A 16,027-nucleotide genomic window follows, 5' to 3' on the forward strand; every position below is an offset into this window, starting at 1 on the left:
AAGCTTGGGAAGAAATGAGCTACGGCCTTTACGATAACCACCGTCGCTACCGCCGTCGCGTTTGGGCCCGCGTGGGCAAGGCCGTCCTCTGGCTGACCCTGTTGGGCGGGGTCGCCGGCTTCTCCTATCTGGTGGGTGTGGAGCAGCTGAAATCCCGTGAAGGTTCGATCCAGGAAGAGCTGGCGAACATGATTGCGGCCAAGGACAAGGCCGAACGTCGCGCCCAGCAATTGCAGCAGATCGCCCAGACCCAGGAAATCCGGGCCAATGAGCTGGATATCCGCCTGCAGCGCGAAGTGCCCAGCGGTGAGTTGGCCAAGCTGAACGAGCTGGTGGCCCGCAAGCTGGCCGAAGGGGTGAACCCCGAACGCATGGCCTTCGTGATCGAGCAGACCAGCAATCCGCGTTCGTGCGGTCGGCCGGAAACCAAGCGCTTCGTCCTGCCCACCCCGATCTACAAGGGTTCCAACACCCAGGTGGCCTTCGCCGACGGCACCATCATCGTGACCGGCGAGGGCGTGCCCGCCCGCAACGAGGGCGGCAGCCCCGAAGCCTGGTACGACCCGACCAAGCCGGTGAAGGTCAGCTTCACCGACGCCGCCGGCAAGGTGGAAGAGGTCAATGGCGTCCTGCCGCTGACCCACAACCTGATCACCACCGACAAGGAAGTGCGCCTGACCGTGGGTGCCGGCGCCCGTTCCTTCGTGGAGGTCACGGGCGAGGTCTGCCGCTTCCCGTAAAGCCCGCTTGCTTATTCATGCCCTCCCCCTTGATGGGGGAGGGAGGTATCCGCCGCGAAGCGGTGGGAGGGAGAGGGTGGCCGCCGAACAGTGCCGTTGTTCCCTCTCCCTCCCTCTCCCGCAAGCGGGCGAGGGTAAATTTCCTCACAGCGCCTTGAACCGCACGGCTACGCCGCCGCCCGGTGCCATGTCCAGGTCCAGGCTGTCCTTGGACGTCACCACTCGCTTTTCGATCTTCAGCGCCGTCGGGCTGGTACGGTAATCCGCGCCGGCCCCGTCGGCATAGATCTGCGCCTCGAAACGCTTGCCGGCCGGCAGGAAGTCCAGCTTTTGGGTCAGCTTGCGGGCTTCCTCGTCGGTCACCGCACCCAGGAACCAGTCCTTGGCCCCCCGCTGCTGACGGGCGACGACGACGTAATCGCCGATCTCCGCCTGCAGGGTCTTGGAGACCTCCCAATCCGCCGCCACGTCGCGGATGAACTGGAACGCGTCCAGCCGCGCCTCGTAATTCTCCGGCAGGTCGGCGGCCATCTGCACGGGGCTGTACAGCACAACATAAAGCGCCAGTTGGGTGGCCAAGGTCGACTGTACCCGCGCCTCCAGCTTCACCTTGCCATGCACCAGGTCGAAGATGCCGGGCGTATAGTCCATCGGCCCTGCCAGCATCCGGGTGAAGGGCAGGATAGTCACATGCTCGGGCGGGTTGGTGGGCTTGCCCCAGGCGTTGAATTCCTGGCCGCGCGCGCCTTCCCGGCTGACCCAGTTGGGATATGTCCGGCGCAGGCCGGTATCCTTCACCGGTTCATGCGTATCGACGGCAATCTTGTTGCGGGCCGCGACCTCCACCGCATGCAGGTGATGGCGCACCAGATACTGGCCGGCGAACCATTGCTGGCCGCCCTGGTCGTCCAAAATGGTGCCGCTATGCTTCACATAGCCGCTTTTCACCGTGTTCACGCCGACCTTGGCATAGAGCTTCATGGCGTCTTCAAGCTGGGCCTCGTAATTGACCACGGCCCCGCCCGTCTCATGATGGCCGATCAGCCCGACGCCCTTCGACTTGCCATAGGCGGCCAGGGCCGGCAGGTCGAAGTCCGGATAGGGTTCGGTGAAGCTGAACTTGTCGCCATTGGCGATCCAGTCGCCGTCCCAGCCCTTGTTCCACCCTTCGACCAGCACGCCGGTGAAGCCGTACTTGGCGGCGAAATCCATGTACCGCTTCACGTTGGCATTGTTGGCACCATGGATGGGGCCGCTGCCCCAAGTGGATTTCTCCAGATGCATCTCCCACCAGATGCCGACATATTTGCCGGGCTTGAACCAGGAGACATCGCCCAGCTTGTTGGGCTCGTTCAGGTTCAGCTCAATCCGGCTGTCGGCCAGCGCCGCGGCACTGTCGCCGATCAGCACCGTGCGCCAGGGGGTGGCGAACGGCCCCGTCTTGCGGGCCAGCACCCCGTCGGGCCAGGGCATCAGCCTGGCCGTCAGCGTCCCCGCCCCATCACCCGCCAGCAGCATGGACGGGAAATCCACCAGGGCCGCTTCATGGATCGACAGGTGCAGCCCGTTGTCGCCCTTCAGGGTCAGCGGCGTTTCGGCGATGGTGATGCGGCGTGCGTCGGTCCTGGTATAGAGATACTCGTCCCGCTCCTCCCCCAATGCCGGGTACCACCAGGCCTTTTGCGGACCGACCGGCCGGAACTGCGTGCGCTCCGCCACCACCTCCACATCCTGGCCGGCGGGAATGGCGTTGTAGCCATAGCGGAAGCCGATCCCGTCATCGAACAGGCGGAAGGTGACATCCACCTTGCCGTTCAGCGCCGTATCACCCGCCAGCGTCACGGTCAGTTCGGTGTGGTTGTCGCGCACCGTCCGCTGCTCGCCCCAGGGCTGTTCCCAGCTGCTGTCGCTGGCCAACCGCTTGGCGCCTGTGATGGCGGTGTAGCGCACCGGTGCCTCGCCCTTGAAGCCCAGGCCCAGGGCGCCCGGCGCCAGAACGGGCGCGCCCTTGCGGCTGACCTCGTAAAAGGCCTGACCGTCCTTCACGAAGACGCACAGCTCGATCAGCTTGCCCGGCGACTGGGCGCATTCCCGGTCGGCGGCCAGCGCCGGATTGGCGGTGCTGAGTGCCACGAGCGAGGACAGGAGCGTCAGCGAACGGAAATTCATCGAACAAGCCTCTTTGCTGGATAGGACGGGTGGGAAAGACGGCGGCATCACCCGCCCCGCAGATAGGCGTCATGCACCGGCTGGCGCAGCACCTGGTTCTTCACGAAGCCCAGCATATGGCGCAGATGGGCTTTCAGATCGTCGGGTGGCAACAGGTCCACACCCGGCGGATGGCTGTCGGGCAGCAATCCATGGCCGGCAAGGAAGGCACGCCAGCTATCGGGGGCCAGATCGTCCTCCTCCCACGGCGCCAGTTCGCCGCGCGCCCGGAACAGGGCGACACGGTGGAACAGATCGTCCGACAAAGGCAGCGCCCGTGCCGCATCCCAGAAGGCGCCGGGATGGCGGGCAAGGTGATAATGCAGGGCCTGGAAATCCCGCAGATGGGTGAAATGGCCGGCCGTTACCCGGTTATATTCCGCCTGCGCCGCATTGAGGCGCATGGTGCGCGGGAAATGCGCCAGCAGATGCACCAATCCCTGCTGCACCGACAACAGGTCCAGGTCATGCAGCGGGTCAAGCCGCACGGCGGCCGACCCCAGCGCCACACAATTGCCGTCCCAGGCGCGGGCCCGCAGACCGGGGCTGCTGGACCGCACAATGGCATCCTGGGGCGCGAAACCGCAGAGCGACGGCAGGCGGCGCAGTACGTCGCCCTCCCCCGGCCCGGACTTCCACACGGCGGTGATAAAGGTGCCGGCCTGGGCCGGGCGCAGGGCCAGCCAGCCATCGGCGAACCCCCGCACCTCCGCATAGGTGGGAATGCTGGTCAGTCGCGGCCCGCGCGCCGTCAGCACCCGGTCGGCGGGGAAAGCCCAACTCGTCATGCCGTTGCCCGGCCCGCCGATCAGCAGCGCGTCGGGACCGGTGACATCCAGGAAGAAGTCACCCTCCACCCGTCGCCCATCCTCCAACGCCAGCGCATTGATCAGGCCGGTTTCCCCGTCGCGAACGGGGGACAGGCTGGCGGCCGACAGGATTGTCACCCCGGCCTGACGCGCCACATCCTTCAGCACCCCGGCATAGGCCAGGGCCGGCAGGTGGTAGCCGTAATCGCTGCGCCCGTACCGCTCACTCTCCGTATCCGGAATGAATAGCCTTCCCTGCCGCGCGGCGGCGGCCGTCAGGCTGAAATCCTCCAGCGGCACCGACAATCCGTGTCGGCGGGCGCGCAGCCAGTGGGGGAAGAAATCCTGACCGGCGATGGGTGAGCCGAAGGCGCCGAACGGATGCAGGAAGGGGGCGACCGCCCCGCCCGCATCGGCGAAGTTCCAGCCCAGCGTATAGGCCCCACCGACGGCGGACAGCAGGCGGCGCTCATCCAGCCGCAACTGTTTATGCAGCGCCTCCAGCGCCGGCAGGCTGGCATGCAGGTCGGCCGAAGTCGCCTTGGACGGCAGTTCCACGGCGGTGACCGTCAGGCTGGACGGGGCCAGCGCACGGGCCAGGGTGGAGGCGGCCAGCCATAGCGGCGCATCACGGCCGACGATGACCAGATGGTTGATGGGCTGGCTCATGCGGCCTCCCCCTGTCCGGCGGCGTCGCGTGCCGCGCAATGTCTCTTGATAAAGTCACCGTGGCTGGGCACGCCGACGACACCATCGCGGATGCGGGTGCGCAGGTCCGACAGGCGCTTTTCCAGCTCCGCCAGTGGCAGCCTGTCGGCCAGCCGCGCATAATCACCGGGCATCACGCCCTGCCCCTCGAACACCGACAGCCAGCTGTCGCGGGAGAACAGGCCCAGCTTGTATCCCGGCGCCACCGCCCCCTCGCGGAACAGCTCCAGCTTGTGCATCAGGCTGTCGGGCAGGGGCATGGTGCGCACATGGTCCCACAGCGGCTCCCCATGCCGGCTGTTGGCCATGTAATGCAGGACCAGGAAGTCGCGTACCCGGTCGTAATGGATCGCGAACAGCCGGTTGAACTCCGCCGGCAGGCGCGGATCGATGCCGCCGGCCCGGGGCATCAGTTCCACCAGATCGAACAGGGCCGCCTGGATCAGGAAGATGGACGTGCTTTCCAACGGTTCCAGGAAGCCGCTGGCCAGACCCACGGCCAGGCAATTGCCCGCCCACGCCCGTGCCCACCGGCCGGCGGCAAAGCGCAGCAGGCGTGGTTCCATCTGCGCCGGCCCGTCCAGGGCTGCCATCAGCGTGTCATGCGCCTCCTCCTCCCCGCACCAGCGGCTGGAGAAGACGTAGCCATTGCCGATCCGGTGCTGAAGCGGGATGCGCCAGGTCCAGCCGGCCTTGGCCGCAGTGGCGCGGGTGAAGGGGGTCAGCGGCTCCACCCGGTCCGACGGCACAGCCAGCGCCCGGTCGCACGGCAGCCACTCGCTCCAGTCACACCAAGGCACTTGGCACGCGCCCCCCACCAGCAGGGAACGGAAACCGCTGCAATCCACGAAGAAATCGCCCTCGACGCTCTCGCCCGACTTCAAGGTCAGGCTCCGGACATGGCCCGTCTCCGCATCGCGATGCACATCGGTGATCCGCCCTTCGATCCGCTTTGCGCCGCGCCGTGTGGCCCAGCCACGCAGAAAGCCGGCATAAAGCCCGGCATCGAAATGATAGGCGTAGGAATAGGTGGAGCGGATGGAGGCCGTGTCCGCGTCCGGCAGCTCGAACGCGTTCGCCCGGCACAGTTCGATGGCGTAGCAATAATCCTGCAAGGACCCGGCATCGATACCGGCCAGCCGGGCACGGGCCCAGTGATGCTGAAAATCCACGCCGGCCCAGGGTTCGCCAAAGGCACCGAACGGGTGGATATAGCGGTCGGTGGGATTGTTCCAGCCGACAAATTCGATACCCAGCTTGATGGTGGCGCCGGTGGCGCGCATGAACTCCGCCTCGTCGATGCCCAGGCGGTCGTTGAACTGCTTGATATGGGGCAGCGTCGCCTCGCCCACGCCCACTGTCCCGATCTCGTCGCTTTCGATCAGGGTCAGGTCGTACTGGTCGGATGGCAGCAGCCGCGACAGGCCGGACGCCATCATCCATCCCGCCGTGCCACCACCGACGACCACAATCCGCAGACGCTGTGCCATCTCTGCCTCACCCCGTGAAAGCCGCCGCAGGTCAGGGCGCATTCTATGAAAAAAGGGGGCGCCGCCGGAGGGAGTTTTGGCGGCGCCCCTTGGGGAGGATCAGAATTTCACGCGGGCACCGACCTGGACGCGGCGGTCGGCCTTGCCCCAGTTGGCATCCTTGTAGACAGCCTTTGCCCCCGGCGTGGCGGCACTGTCACCAAAGATCTGCTGCTGATAGACCGTCTTGGTATCCAGCAGGTTCGACCCTTCGATGGCCACTTCCAGGTTCTCGCTGATGGAGTAGCGGATGGAGCCATCAAGGAACCCGGCCGCCTTCTGGAACACCGGCAGGCCGATGCAGCAATCCAGATTGTTGGTCAGGAAGCGCGAGCGCCAGTTATAGGCAAGGCGCAGACCGATCGGCCCCTGCTCATACAGGCCGACAATGTTGTAGGTGTGCTTGGAGATGCCGGCCAGCTTGTGACTGTCGATCACCGCACCACGCCCACCCGACACGTCCAGACCGGCACCGAAGCCGCCGGTACCGCCGGCATCGAGCGCGCCCTGGGTCACCAGGTTGGAATTGTTGATCCCAGACTGGTCCACGTACGTGTAGTTGACCTGCATGCCCAGCCCGCTCCACAGGCCCGGCAGGAAGTCGAAGAAGGTCTGGTAGCCGGTTTCGAACCCGTACAGCTCGCCCCCGCCCTTCTGGTTGCGCGGACCACGCATGATCACGGTCTGGGTGGAGGTGCCATTGGTGAATTCGCGGACGAACTCGCCGTAGGAGATGGAATTGCGCAGCTTCTTGTAGAAGCCGCCGAAGGAGAACAGGCCGCTCTTGCCCAGGTAATATTCGTACGCCAGATCGAACTGGTCGGCCTTCAGCGGCCGCAGGCCCGCATAGCCGGATTCCGCCCGGAAGACGAAATTGTAGCCTGTGACCTGACCCGCCGCGTTCTTGATCAGGTAGGGAGAACTGGCGGTGGTGTCGATGACCGGCGTCTGGATGGAGACGAAGTTGCGCAGCAGGCCGAAATCCGGACGCGCCATGGCACGCGACGCCGCGAAGCGGATGAACTGGTCGTCATCCAGCCCGAAGCGCACATTGAAGCTGGGCAGGACGTTGGTGTAGTCGGTCTTGAAATTGTTGGCAGTGCCGGCGCCGTTTGCAAATGCCAGGATGGCCGGCGTCAGGGAACAGGCGGGGTTCACCACCGCACCCGGCGGCAGGGTGGCGCCGCACGGCGTCTGCTGCAACTGCACCAGGGCGGTATTGGTGGGGAAGCCGACGCTGCCCTCGCTGTCGATCTTGGTCTGCACCAGGCGGGCACCGATATTGCCGTCCACGGTGATGCCGTTCAGGATCGTCATGTCACCGCCGCCAAAGCGCAGCATGGCATAGCCGGCATTGGTTTTTTCCTGCACATGCATGACTTCCGACGGCAGGAAGCAGCTGCCCGAGGGCAGGCCGGCGCGATCGCAGATCGGTGCCCAGCTCATCGGCGAATTGGTGTTGGGGCCGGACAGCGACTTCACCAGCCGGTCACGATCCTTCAGCACGTCACGGCTGAGATAGACCAGCTCGCCATTGGGATAGACGTCGCCATTGTAGAAATCGTCGCCCAGATCGACCGTGTCCCAGATGCCCGCACCATAGCCCTTGAAGGGCTGGCCATTGCCGCAGCCGGCGGGATAGGCCCCACCCGTGCTGTCGGCATTGAAACCGGGGCCGTTGCAGTTCCAGCTGGCGGCAACGGGCGACCAGTTGAAGGTGGAATAGCGCACGGTCTGCTTGCGATCGGCATGGCGCACGCCGACCTTCAGCGAATGCAGCCAGCCATCGGCTTCGTCCAGGTCATAAGTGGCGTCGCCGCGGAACGCCGTCTCCTTGGCGTCATTGTCCTCCAGATGCGCCTGGATGAACGGGATCCAGTAATTATGCGGGTTGGACAGGCCGCCCTGGGCATAGTTCACGTTGGAACCTGGGCTCATCACCACCTGCGGCACCCCGTCCTTGCCGACGGAATATTGCATGTTGGCCATGGAGCCAGTGGCCACCAGGATATCGTCATTGGTGGTCGACGCCGTGATGCGCTGTACGTCGAAGGTGGTGTGCAGCCGGTCGGTAACGTCCCACTTCACATTGAAGGAAAGATCCTTGGTCCCTTCCTTGTGATCGAAATTGCGTGCCTCGTTCTGGAAATAGAGGCCGTCCTGCAACGTGGTGCAATTGGCACCCGCACCGCAGAAATTCACAAACGGCTGGCCGGGAACGGCGGAGCCGGTATTGATCGCATCCTGCAGACTGTCCCACGATCCGCGCCAGGACCCATGTCCCTGGGTCAGCAGGCCGCTTTCCAGCATGCCGTCGGCACCGAACTTCAGGGCAGGCGACCCGGTGGCCGGGCCGATGATGCTGGTGCTGCGCGGCCGGAAGGCGGACGAGCCATAGGCGCCGCCATCCAGGATCACGTGGCTGGCATTTTCCAGCCAGGCATTGTGATATTTGGACTGCATATACTGCACGGTAGCCTGGAAGCTGCCATCCGGGCTTTCATACTGGCCGGCGGCAGAGATGCCGCGACGCGTGCGGTCGTAATCGACCAGCGAATAGCGCACGCCGTCGGGCATATAGGCCCAGCCCGTGCCGCCGAACGGGTTGGCCGTGCAGGCGACGGTGCCATCGGCCGACACGTTGGCATTGCCGGCGGCATTGGTGGCACCGGCCGAGCAATAGGTGTTGATCTTGTCCATGATGACGCTTTCGGTCCGCGTCACCACATCGGAATGGGCGTAATTGCCCAGCAGGCCGAACTTGCCGGCATCCGTCTCCCAGACATTGCTGATCAGGCCGGAATATTCGCCCGTCCATTTCTTGGACTTGTCGCCGTAGGAGCCCTTGATATTGCCGGCGATGGCCAGCCCGTCACTGTCGAACGGCAGCCGGGTGCGCAGATTGACCGTGCCGGCGATGCCGCCTTCGATCATGTCCGCCGTCTGGTTCTTGTAGCTGTCGACGCCGGCCATCAGTTCGGGCGAGACGTCGTTGAAATTCAGCCCGCGATAGCTGTCGGCGGAGAAGCTGTCGCGGCCGTTGAATTCGGTGCGGACCTGCGGCAGGCCGCGGATCAGGACGCTGGTCGCCTCACCCGAGGGATGCGTGCTGTCATCGGCCGATTGCAGGCGCGACACGGTGATGCCGGGCACGCGCTGCAACGCTTCCGATACCGACTTGTCGGGGAAGGCGCCGATATCGGTGGCGGTGATGCTGTCCACCACCGTGCCGGCATTGCGCTTGATGTCCAGCGCACTTTCCAGTGCGGCACGCACACCGACAACGACAATTTCCTCCAGCACCGGTGCGGCTTCGACCTTGGCATCGTCGGCGGGCGCCGTCTGGGCCTGGGCGCCGCTGGCGCCGGCAAAGGCCAAGGCGAGCAGCGAGACGCCCCCGCGCAGCCACAGACCGCGGCCGCGGTTGATCTGGTGATCCTTCACTTCCTGTTTCCTCCCCTGTTCAGGCTTTTAGCACCCGATCCCGACGGACCCGGCAGACCCTGAGATGACGATCCCCACCATCCCACGTCAGGATAGCCCGTCGTCTTGTTTGCGTAATTTTGCGCAAACTTGCGCTGGGTGCAAGGGTAAATTTTGGCGGACATGTGGATTTTGATTATCTATTTGTTTTAAAATGATAAAAACTCTCCGCCCTCCTGAGATTTGATGCAATTAGCTGCTCGATTCCTGTTCTTGAATCCCCGCATTACGGCATCAATTAATGCAAAATTTGCGTAAGCACGTGCAGCAATTCCAGGAAATGACCGTAGGTCAGGTCGAGCCGCAGGCGAGCCCTGACAGGGAAAGCTTGAAAGCAACTGTCAGGGCTCCGGCTTACGCCCTCGACCTGACCTACGGCTTTTCGCTGCGGGGGATGGCCAGGGTGCAAACCGCCGCCAGCACCAGCGACAGGGCCGCCAGGCTCAACGCATGGATGGCCTGGCCGCCGAACGCCCGGCCGACCAGCGGCCCCAGGATGGTGGCGGCCACCAGCTGCGGCAGCACCAGGAAGATGTTGTGGATGCCCATATAGACCCCGGCCTTCTGTGGCGGGATGGCGCTGGACAGCATGGCATAGGGGATGGACAGGATGGCGGCCCAGGCGATGCCGATCGCCACCGCCGGCAGCCACAGCAGCATGGGATCGTCGATCACCCGGAACCCCGCCAGCCCCAGCGCCCCCAGCAGCAGGCAAACCGCATGGCACGCCCGCCGCCCCACCCGCTCGGCAAAAGCCGGCAGAGCCAAGGCCGCCAGGGCGGCCACGCCATTATACCCGGCGAACAGCACCCCCACCCAGTCGGCGCCCGCATTATAGGCGGCGGACGCCGCGTCGCTGGTGCCGTAATGGCGGGCGGCCACGGCCGGCACCGTATAGATCCACATGGCGAACAGCCCGAACCAGGTGAAGAACTGCACCAGGGCCAGCCGCTTCAGCATCGCCGGCATATGCAGGATATCCTCCACGATCTCCAGCATGCCCAGCGACACCGCACCTCGGCGGCGCGCCCAGGCCACGGCGATCTGGGCCAGACCGAAAGCGACCGCCAGCCCGGCGATGAAATGGATTTCCCGCTCCTGCCCCGTGGACAGGGCGAAGGCGAACAGCGCAAAGCCCCCCACCATCCACAGCGCCCCACCGCGCAAACCACGTTCGCCGCTGGACATGTCGTCCCCGGTCACCTTCGCCAAAGGCCGTGCACAGGGCCTTTCGGGCGTGGTGACCACCGTCCAGACCACGGCTACCAGCAGGCACAGCGCACCCACATAAAACGCCGCGCGCACCGATGGCGGCAGCGCCTCCCCATCGCCGCGCGCACTCATCCCGAACCAGCGGGCCATGACCCAGGGCAGGACCGACGCGAATACAGCACCTGCCCCGATGAAAAACACCTGGGTGGCGAATCCACGCGTGCGCTGTTCATCGGGCAGCGTGTCGGCCACCAGGGCGCGGAACGGCTCCATGGCGATGTTGATCGCCGCCGTGAGCAGCCAGAGTGTCATCGAACAAGCCCAGAGCGTGGATGCGTTGGGCATGGCGCACAGGGCCAGCGCCGACAGCACGGCACCGGCCAGCAGATAGGGCCGCCGCCGCCCCAGCGGCGTCCATGTCCGGTCCGACAGGTAACCGACGATGGGCTGCACCAGCAGGCCGGTGATCGGCGCCGCGATCCACAGGATCGGCAGATCGGCGATATCGACACCCAGCGCCTGGAAGATGCGGCTGGTGTTGACATTATGCAGGCCCCAGACGATCTGCACCCCGAACAGGCCGCAGCACATGTTCCAGATCTGGCGGGAGGACAGCAGCGGCCGGGCCACGGCCGGGCCGCCACCGGGGGCGGCCCCGGCGTTCTCGTCACTCGCTTGCAATTTGCCCCCTCCCATGCGCTATGCTGCCGCGCTTTCCTTTTCCGGCAGCTTTGACCCTGATGGCCGTATCCGGCAACTCCAAAACCACACTTGAAGATCTGGCGAAGCTGGCCGGCGTTTCCGTCGCGACCGTGTCGCGCGCGCTGAACGACCATCCGACCATCAGCACGCGGACCAAGCAGCGCATCTGGGCGCTGGCGCGCGAGCATGACTACCCATTCCGCCATTACATGCCGGCCAGCCCCATTGGGGCGGAGGGCACGATCGCCATCGTCACCCCCTTCGTGCATGGCAAGCCGCTGCCTTTGTCCCACCCGTTCTTCCTGGAACTGCTGGCCAATATCGGGGAGGCGGCGCGGGCACGCGACTGCGACTTCACCGTCAGCCATGTGGCACCGGCCAGTTTTGACGATCTGGTGGCCACCGTGACCACCAGCCGGGCCAGCGGCGTCATCTTCCTGGGCCAGGGCACCCTGCATGAGGCGTTCAACCGCTTGGCCGGCACCAATGCCCGCTTCGCCGTCTGGGGCGCACAGCTGCCCGGTCAGGAATATTGCACCATCGGGTCGGACAATCTGCAGGGCGGGCGCCGCGCCACGCTGCATCTGGCCCGGCTGGGCCGCAAGCGCATCATGTTCCTGGGCGGCAACGACCCGGAGGCCCAGCATCGCCGCAAGGGCTATTGGGAAGCTTTGGCCGAAAGCGGGCTGGAGGTCGATCCCAAGCTGGATATCGCCGCGGAGTTCGAGCTGGAGTCTGCCGAGGCCGCCGTGGGCCGCCTGCTGCGCCGGGGCGTGCAGTTCGACGGCGTTGTGGCCGCATCCGACCTGATCGCGCTGGGCGCCATGCGGGCGCTGCGCCGCAACGGCCTGTCGGTACCGCGCGACGTTTCCGTCGTGGGATATGACGACATGCTGCTGGCCCGGCTCAGCACCCCGGCCCTGACCACCATCCGCCAGGACACGGGCGAAGCGGGGCGCAAACTGGTCTCCCAGATCCTGGACCCGCTGACCGACCACCGCGCCGAACTGCTGCCCACGGAACTGATCGTGCGCGAGAGTTGTGGCGCCTGAGCGCGCAAATGCCATGCTGCACTGCCCCTAAAATGGGCGAGCGAGCCCCATACGCCAAGGAAAACAGCGCTTCGCACCTGCGGCATGGGAATTGCTGATGGTTAACGCGGTGTGAGGCCAACGGCGGTCTCCCCTTCATAGGATCGGTTCCCCGATCCACCAGACAATGGCGTCTGAACGCCCGGGATGATCCCCGGGACGTTTAGGCGCCTTTTTTATTTGGAGCCTCAGATGACGACGCGGAAAAACGCGCGCAGCCTGTCCCTGCTGATCCTTGCCCCCGTCCTGTCATTGACCGCCTTGCCCGCGATGGCGTCCGACGCCGCCGCCCTGGTCAAGGATGGCAAGTTGCTTGTCGATTTCCGCTATCGCCTGGAAAATGTCGATCAGGCGGGCCTGCCGGAGGATGCCACCGCCCATACGGTGCGGGTCCGTTCCGGCTTCCAGACCGGCAAGATCAACGGTTTCTCCCTGCTGGCCGAAGCCGAAGCCGTCGCCCATATGAACCAGGCCTTCAATGACAGCCTGAACGGCAAGACCCGCCGGCCGGTGGTCGCCGATCCCGACGGCATGGAACTGAACCGCCTGCAGGTCGACTATACCGGCTTCACCAAGACCACGGTCACCGTGGGCCGCCAGCGCCTGAACCTGGACAACCAGCGCTTCATCGGCGCCGTCGGCTTCCGCCAGAACGAGCAGACGCTGGATGCGGTGAAGATCAACAGCCAGGCCATCGACAAGCTGGACCTCACCTACGCCTATGTCGCCCAGGTCAACCGCGTCTTCGGGCACAAGAGCCCCCAGGGCGAGTTCGAGGGTGACAGCCACCTGTTCAATGCCGGCCTGACCCTGGCGCCCTATGCCAAGGTCACCGGCTATGCCTATCTGCTGGACCTGGAGGAACAGCCGCTTCTGTCCACCGCCACCTATGGCGGGCGCGTGGCGGGCAAATATGCCCTGGACAAGGTCACCCTGACCTATGCCGCCGACTATGCCCGCCAGAGCGACTATGAGAACAACCCGCGCGATATCTCGCTGGATTATGTCGGGCTGGAACTCACCGCCACCTATGCCGGCCTGTCGGTCGGCGGCGGTTATGAAAGCCTGGAAGGCGACGGGGTGCGCGGCTTCGCGACACCGCTGGCCACGTTGCACAAGTTCCAGGGCTATGCCGACGTCTTCCTGACGACGCCCGCCAATGGCATCGACGATGCCTATGGTCGTATCGGTTATGAAACGAAGCTGGACTGGGGCCGTATCACCGGCTTTTCCGCTGCTCTCTGGTACCATGATTTCGAAGCCGAAAAGATCAACCGATCCTATGGCAGCGAGGTCAATGCGGAAGCATCGGTGAAGCTGGGCCCGAAGGTCACCATCAGCACCAAATACGCCGATTATGATGGCGACGGCACCTTCGCCGATCGCCGGAAATTCTGGCTGTCACTGGAATACACCTACTGATCCCACCGTGGCCGCCCATCCAAGTGGCTGGGCGGCCGCCTTGTCCGCTTCCTTGCGGAGGAGCATCCGCCATGCCCGACTTTCCCCGCCTTGCCGCCCTGCGCTTCCTGATCTCCGCCCGTGCCCAAAGGTTGAACAGGCTGAAACGGCTGGCCCGGCTCTGTTCGCTGGTTACCGGCATCGGCGGGCTGGTGCATGCGCTGCAACGTGAACGCGGCACCACCAACCTGCATCTGGGTGCCCACGATGACAGCTCCCTGCCCGATCTGAATGCCCGCCGGACAGAAACCGACCAGGCGATGGAGCGGGTGCGGGCGGAACTGGCCGGGATCGATCCGCTGGGCTGGGAAGGGTCGCTGACCGGCTGCCTGCGTTTCGCCCGGCGTGCGCTGCTGGACCTGCCCGACCTGCGGGCGCGGATCACGGCAAGGCAAGTCGATCTGCGCACCGCCACACTCTCATATTCCGCCCTGGTGGAAGCGCTGCTGGCCGTGGTCACCGCCGTGGCCGGGATCAGCACCGACAACCCCCTGTCGCGTGCCCTGACCGCCCTGCTGAATTTCATGCGCGCCAAGGAATTCGCCGGCCAGGAACGCGCCGTGGGGGCCGCCGCCCTGACAGCAGGCCAGTTCGACGCCACCCGGTTCCGCCGCATGGCACAGCTGGAAGGGGCGCAGAAGCAGGCGCTGGGCCTGTTCACCGACCATGCCGATGCCGGCCAGCGCCGGTTCCTGGCCGCCACGCTGCGGGGCCCGGATTGTGGTCAGGTGGAGGCGTTGCGCACCCTGTTGCGCGATACCGGCCCCAACCGGCCCGTCACCGCCATCAGTGCCGGCCAATGGTTCGCCGCCGCCACCGGCCGCATCAACCGGCTGAAACAGGTGGAGGACCGGTTGATCACCGATCTGGAAAGCCTGTGCACCGACCGGATTGCGGAGCTGGCGGAGGAACTGACGGCCCCCATCGCCGGGGCGCCCCTGCATCTGCGCCTGTTCGCCTGGGCCCTGGGCGGGCGGCTGCGCCGGGCCGGCGACTGGTCGGAACGGGTGGCCGATGGCATGTCCACCCTGGATCGCAGCCATTTGCCACCCTGGCTGGCCAGTGCCCTGGACAGCGTGACCGGTGATATCGACCCCGACCTGTCGCCCGCCGCCCAGCAGCAGCGCGAGCGCCAATGGGCCGAAGCCAACCGCGAGGCGCTGGAAGCGGTGATCGACCGGTTCAGCCAGCAGCATGAACAGGCTTTGTCGATCATGGCCAACCATGCCGGCGGTATCCAGGGTGATGCCCGCAGCATGGCCGATCTGGCCGGCCGCAATGCCCGCCATTCCCTGACCATGGCCAGCGCCAGTTCCCAGACGCGCGGCGGGGTGGAGGCGGTGGCGGAAGCCGCCGGATCGCTGTCGCTGTCCATCCGCGACATCAATGCCCAGGCCGGCCAGGCCCTCTCCGTATCGGCGGAAGCGGTGGCGGAGGCGCGGGAAACCCACCGCGCCGTGGAGGGGCTGACCGATGCCGCCCGCAATATCGGCCGCATCGTGGAGATCATCGGCGAAATCTCCGGCCAGACCAACCTGCTGGCGCTGAACGCCACGATCGAGGCGGCGCGGGCAGGCGAAGCCGGCAAGGGCTTCGCCGTGGTGGCGGGAGAGGTGAAAAGCCTGGCCAGCCAGACCGGCCGCGCCACGGATGAGATCGCCGGCCGGATCGAGGAGATGCAAACCGCCACCGGTGCCGCCGTCACCGCCATCGGCGCCACCGCTGCCAAGATCGAAGCCATCGCCGGCCTGATCGCCGGGATCGAAGCCGCCCTTTTGCGCCAGCGCCAGGATACCGAACGGATCGAGGAGAATATGCGCAGCGTCGCCGAAAGTGCCGCCGATATCGACAGTGTGGTGGAGGATGTGGCCCAGGGGGCCGACCATATCGGCCGCATGACCGGCAACGCCCTGTCGGCCACGGGGGAGTTGTCGCGGCTGGTGGACAGTCTGCGCGACGGGCTGGAAGGGTTCGTCACCCGCGTGCGGGCGGCCTGATCCCCCTGTCGGGCTTTCCCCGTACCCCTTGAAAGGCGGCCGGTGCGACCCGGCCGCCCTTTTCATATCCGGTATATTGCAGCGCAA

Annotated in this window: 9 protein-coding genes; 4 read left to right on the forward strand and 5 right to left on the reverse strand. The window is 65.6% G+C overall.

Translation table 11 applies throughout. The features are described 5' to 3' along the window. Positions 1 to 14: 14 nt before the first annotated feature. A complete protein-coding gene (locus ACM9HJ_RS17070) occupies positions 15 to 740 on the forward strand; it encodes a hypothetical protein (RefSeq protein WP_416572960.1) in 726 nt (241 codons plus the stop codon). 144 nt (positions 741 to 884) lie between these two features. Here the strand turns inward: ACM9HJ_RS17070 and ACM9HJ_RS17075 are convergent, their stop codons facing one another. The 5 genes from ACM9HJ_RS17075 to ACM9HJ_RS17095 all read right to left on the reverse strand — a co-directional run bounded on the left by ACM9HJ_RS17075 (position 885) and on the right by ACM9HJ_RS17095 (position 11,370). Further along, positions 885 to 2,909, reverse strand: a complete 2,025-nt coding sequence (locus tag ACM9HJ_RS17075) for a glycoside hydrolase family 97 protein (protein WP_416572961.1) — start codon at positions 2,907 to 2,909, stop codon at positions 885 to 887. 47 nt (positions 2,910 to 2,956) lie between these two features. Then, a complete protein-coding gene (locus tag ACM9HJ_RS17080; protein WP_416572962.1) occupies positions 2,957 to 4,426 on the reverse strand; it encodes a tryptophan 7-halogenase in 1,470 nt (489 codons plus the stop codon). Continuing rightward, a complete protein-coding gene (locus ACM9HJ_RS17085; RefSeq protein WP_416572963.1) occupies positions 4,423 to 5,955 on the reverse strand; it encodes a tryptophan halogenase family protein in 1,533 nt (510 codons plus the stop codon). Before ACM9HJ_RS17085 ends, ACM9HJ_RS17080 begins: the two co-directional genes overlap by 4 nt. A gap of 99 nt (positions 5,956 to 6,054) precedes the next feature. Continuing rightward, positions 6,055 to 9,438, reverse strand: coding sequence for a TonB-dependent receptor (locus tag ACM9HJ_RS17090; protein ID WP_416572964.1), 3,384 nt, complete (start codon positions 9,436 to 9,438; stop codon positions 6,055 to 6,057). Positions 9,439 to 9,849: 411 nt separating this feature from the next. Then, positions 9,850 to 11,370 (reverse strand): MFS transporter, encoded by a 1,521-nt coding sequence (locus ACM9HJ_RS17095; RefSeq protein WP_416572965.1) that lies wholly within the window; start codon positions 11,368 to 11,370, stop codon positions 9,850 to 9,852. Between the two features lie 59 nt (positions 11,371 to 11,429). Between ACM9HJ_RS17095 and ACM9HJ_RS17100 the strand changes: the two genes are divergently transcribed. From ACM9HJ_RS17100 to ACM9HJ_RS17110, 3 genes are all read left to right on the forward strand, one after another. Continuing rightward, the gene (locus ACM9HJ_RS17100; protein WP_416572966.1) at positions 11,430 to 12,443 is read left to right on the forward strand and encodes a LacI family DNA-binding transcriptional regulator; all 1,014 of its coding nucleotides are present in this window, start codon (positions 11,430 to 11,432) and stop codon (positions 12,441 to 12,443) included. Positions 12,444 to 12,674: 231 nt separating this feature from the next. Next, positions 12,675 to 13,904, forward strand: a complete 1,230-nt coding sequence (locus tag ACM9HJ_RS17105) for an alginate export family protein (RefSeq protein WP_416572967.1) — start codon at positions 12,675 to 12,677, stop codon at positions 13,902 to 13,904. A gap of 71 nt (positions 13,905 to 13,975) precedes the next feature. Beyond that, positions 13,976 to 15,940 (forward strand): methyl-accepting chemotaxis protein, encoded by a 1,965-nt coding sequence (locus ACM9HJ_RS17110; RefSeq protein ID WP_416572968.1) that lies wholly within the window; start codon positions 13,976 to 13,978, stop codon positions 15,938 to 15,940. Positions 15,941 to 16,027: the final 87 nt, after the last annotated feature.

The organism is Niveispirillum sp. KHB5.9 (assembly GCF_048066115.1).
In the GTDB taxonomy this organism is placed as follows: domain Bacteria; phylum Pseudomonadota; class Alphaproteobacteria; order Azospirillales; family Azospirillaceae; genus Niveispirillum.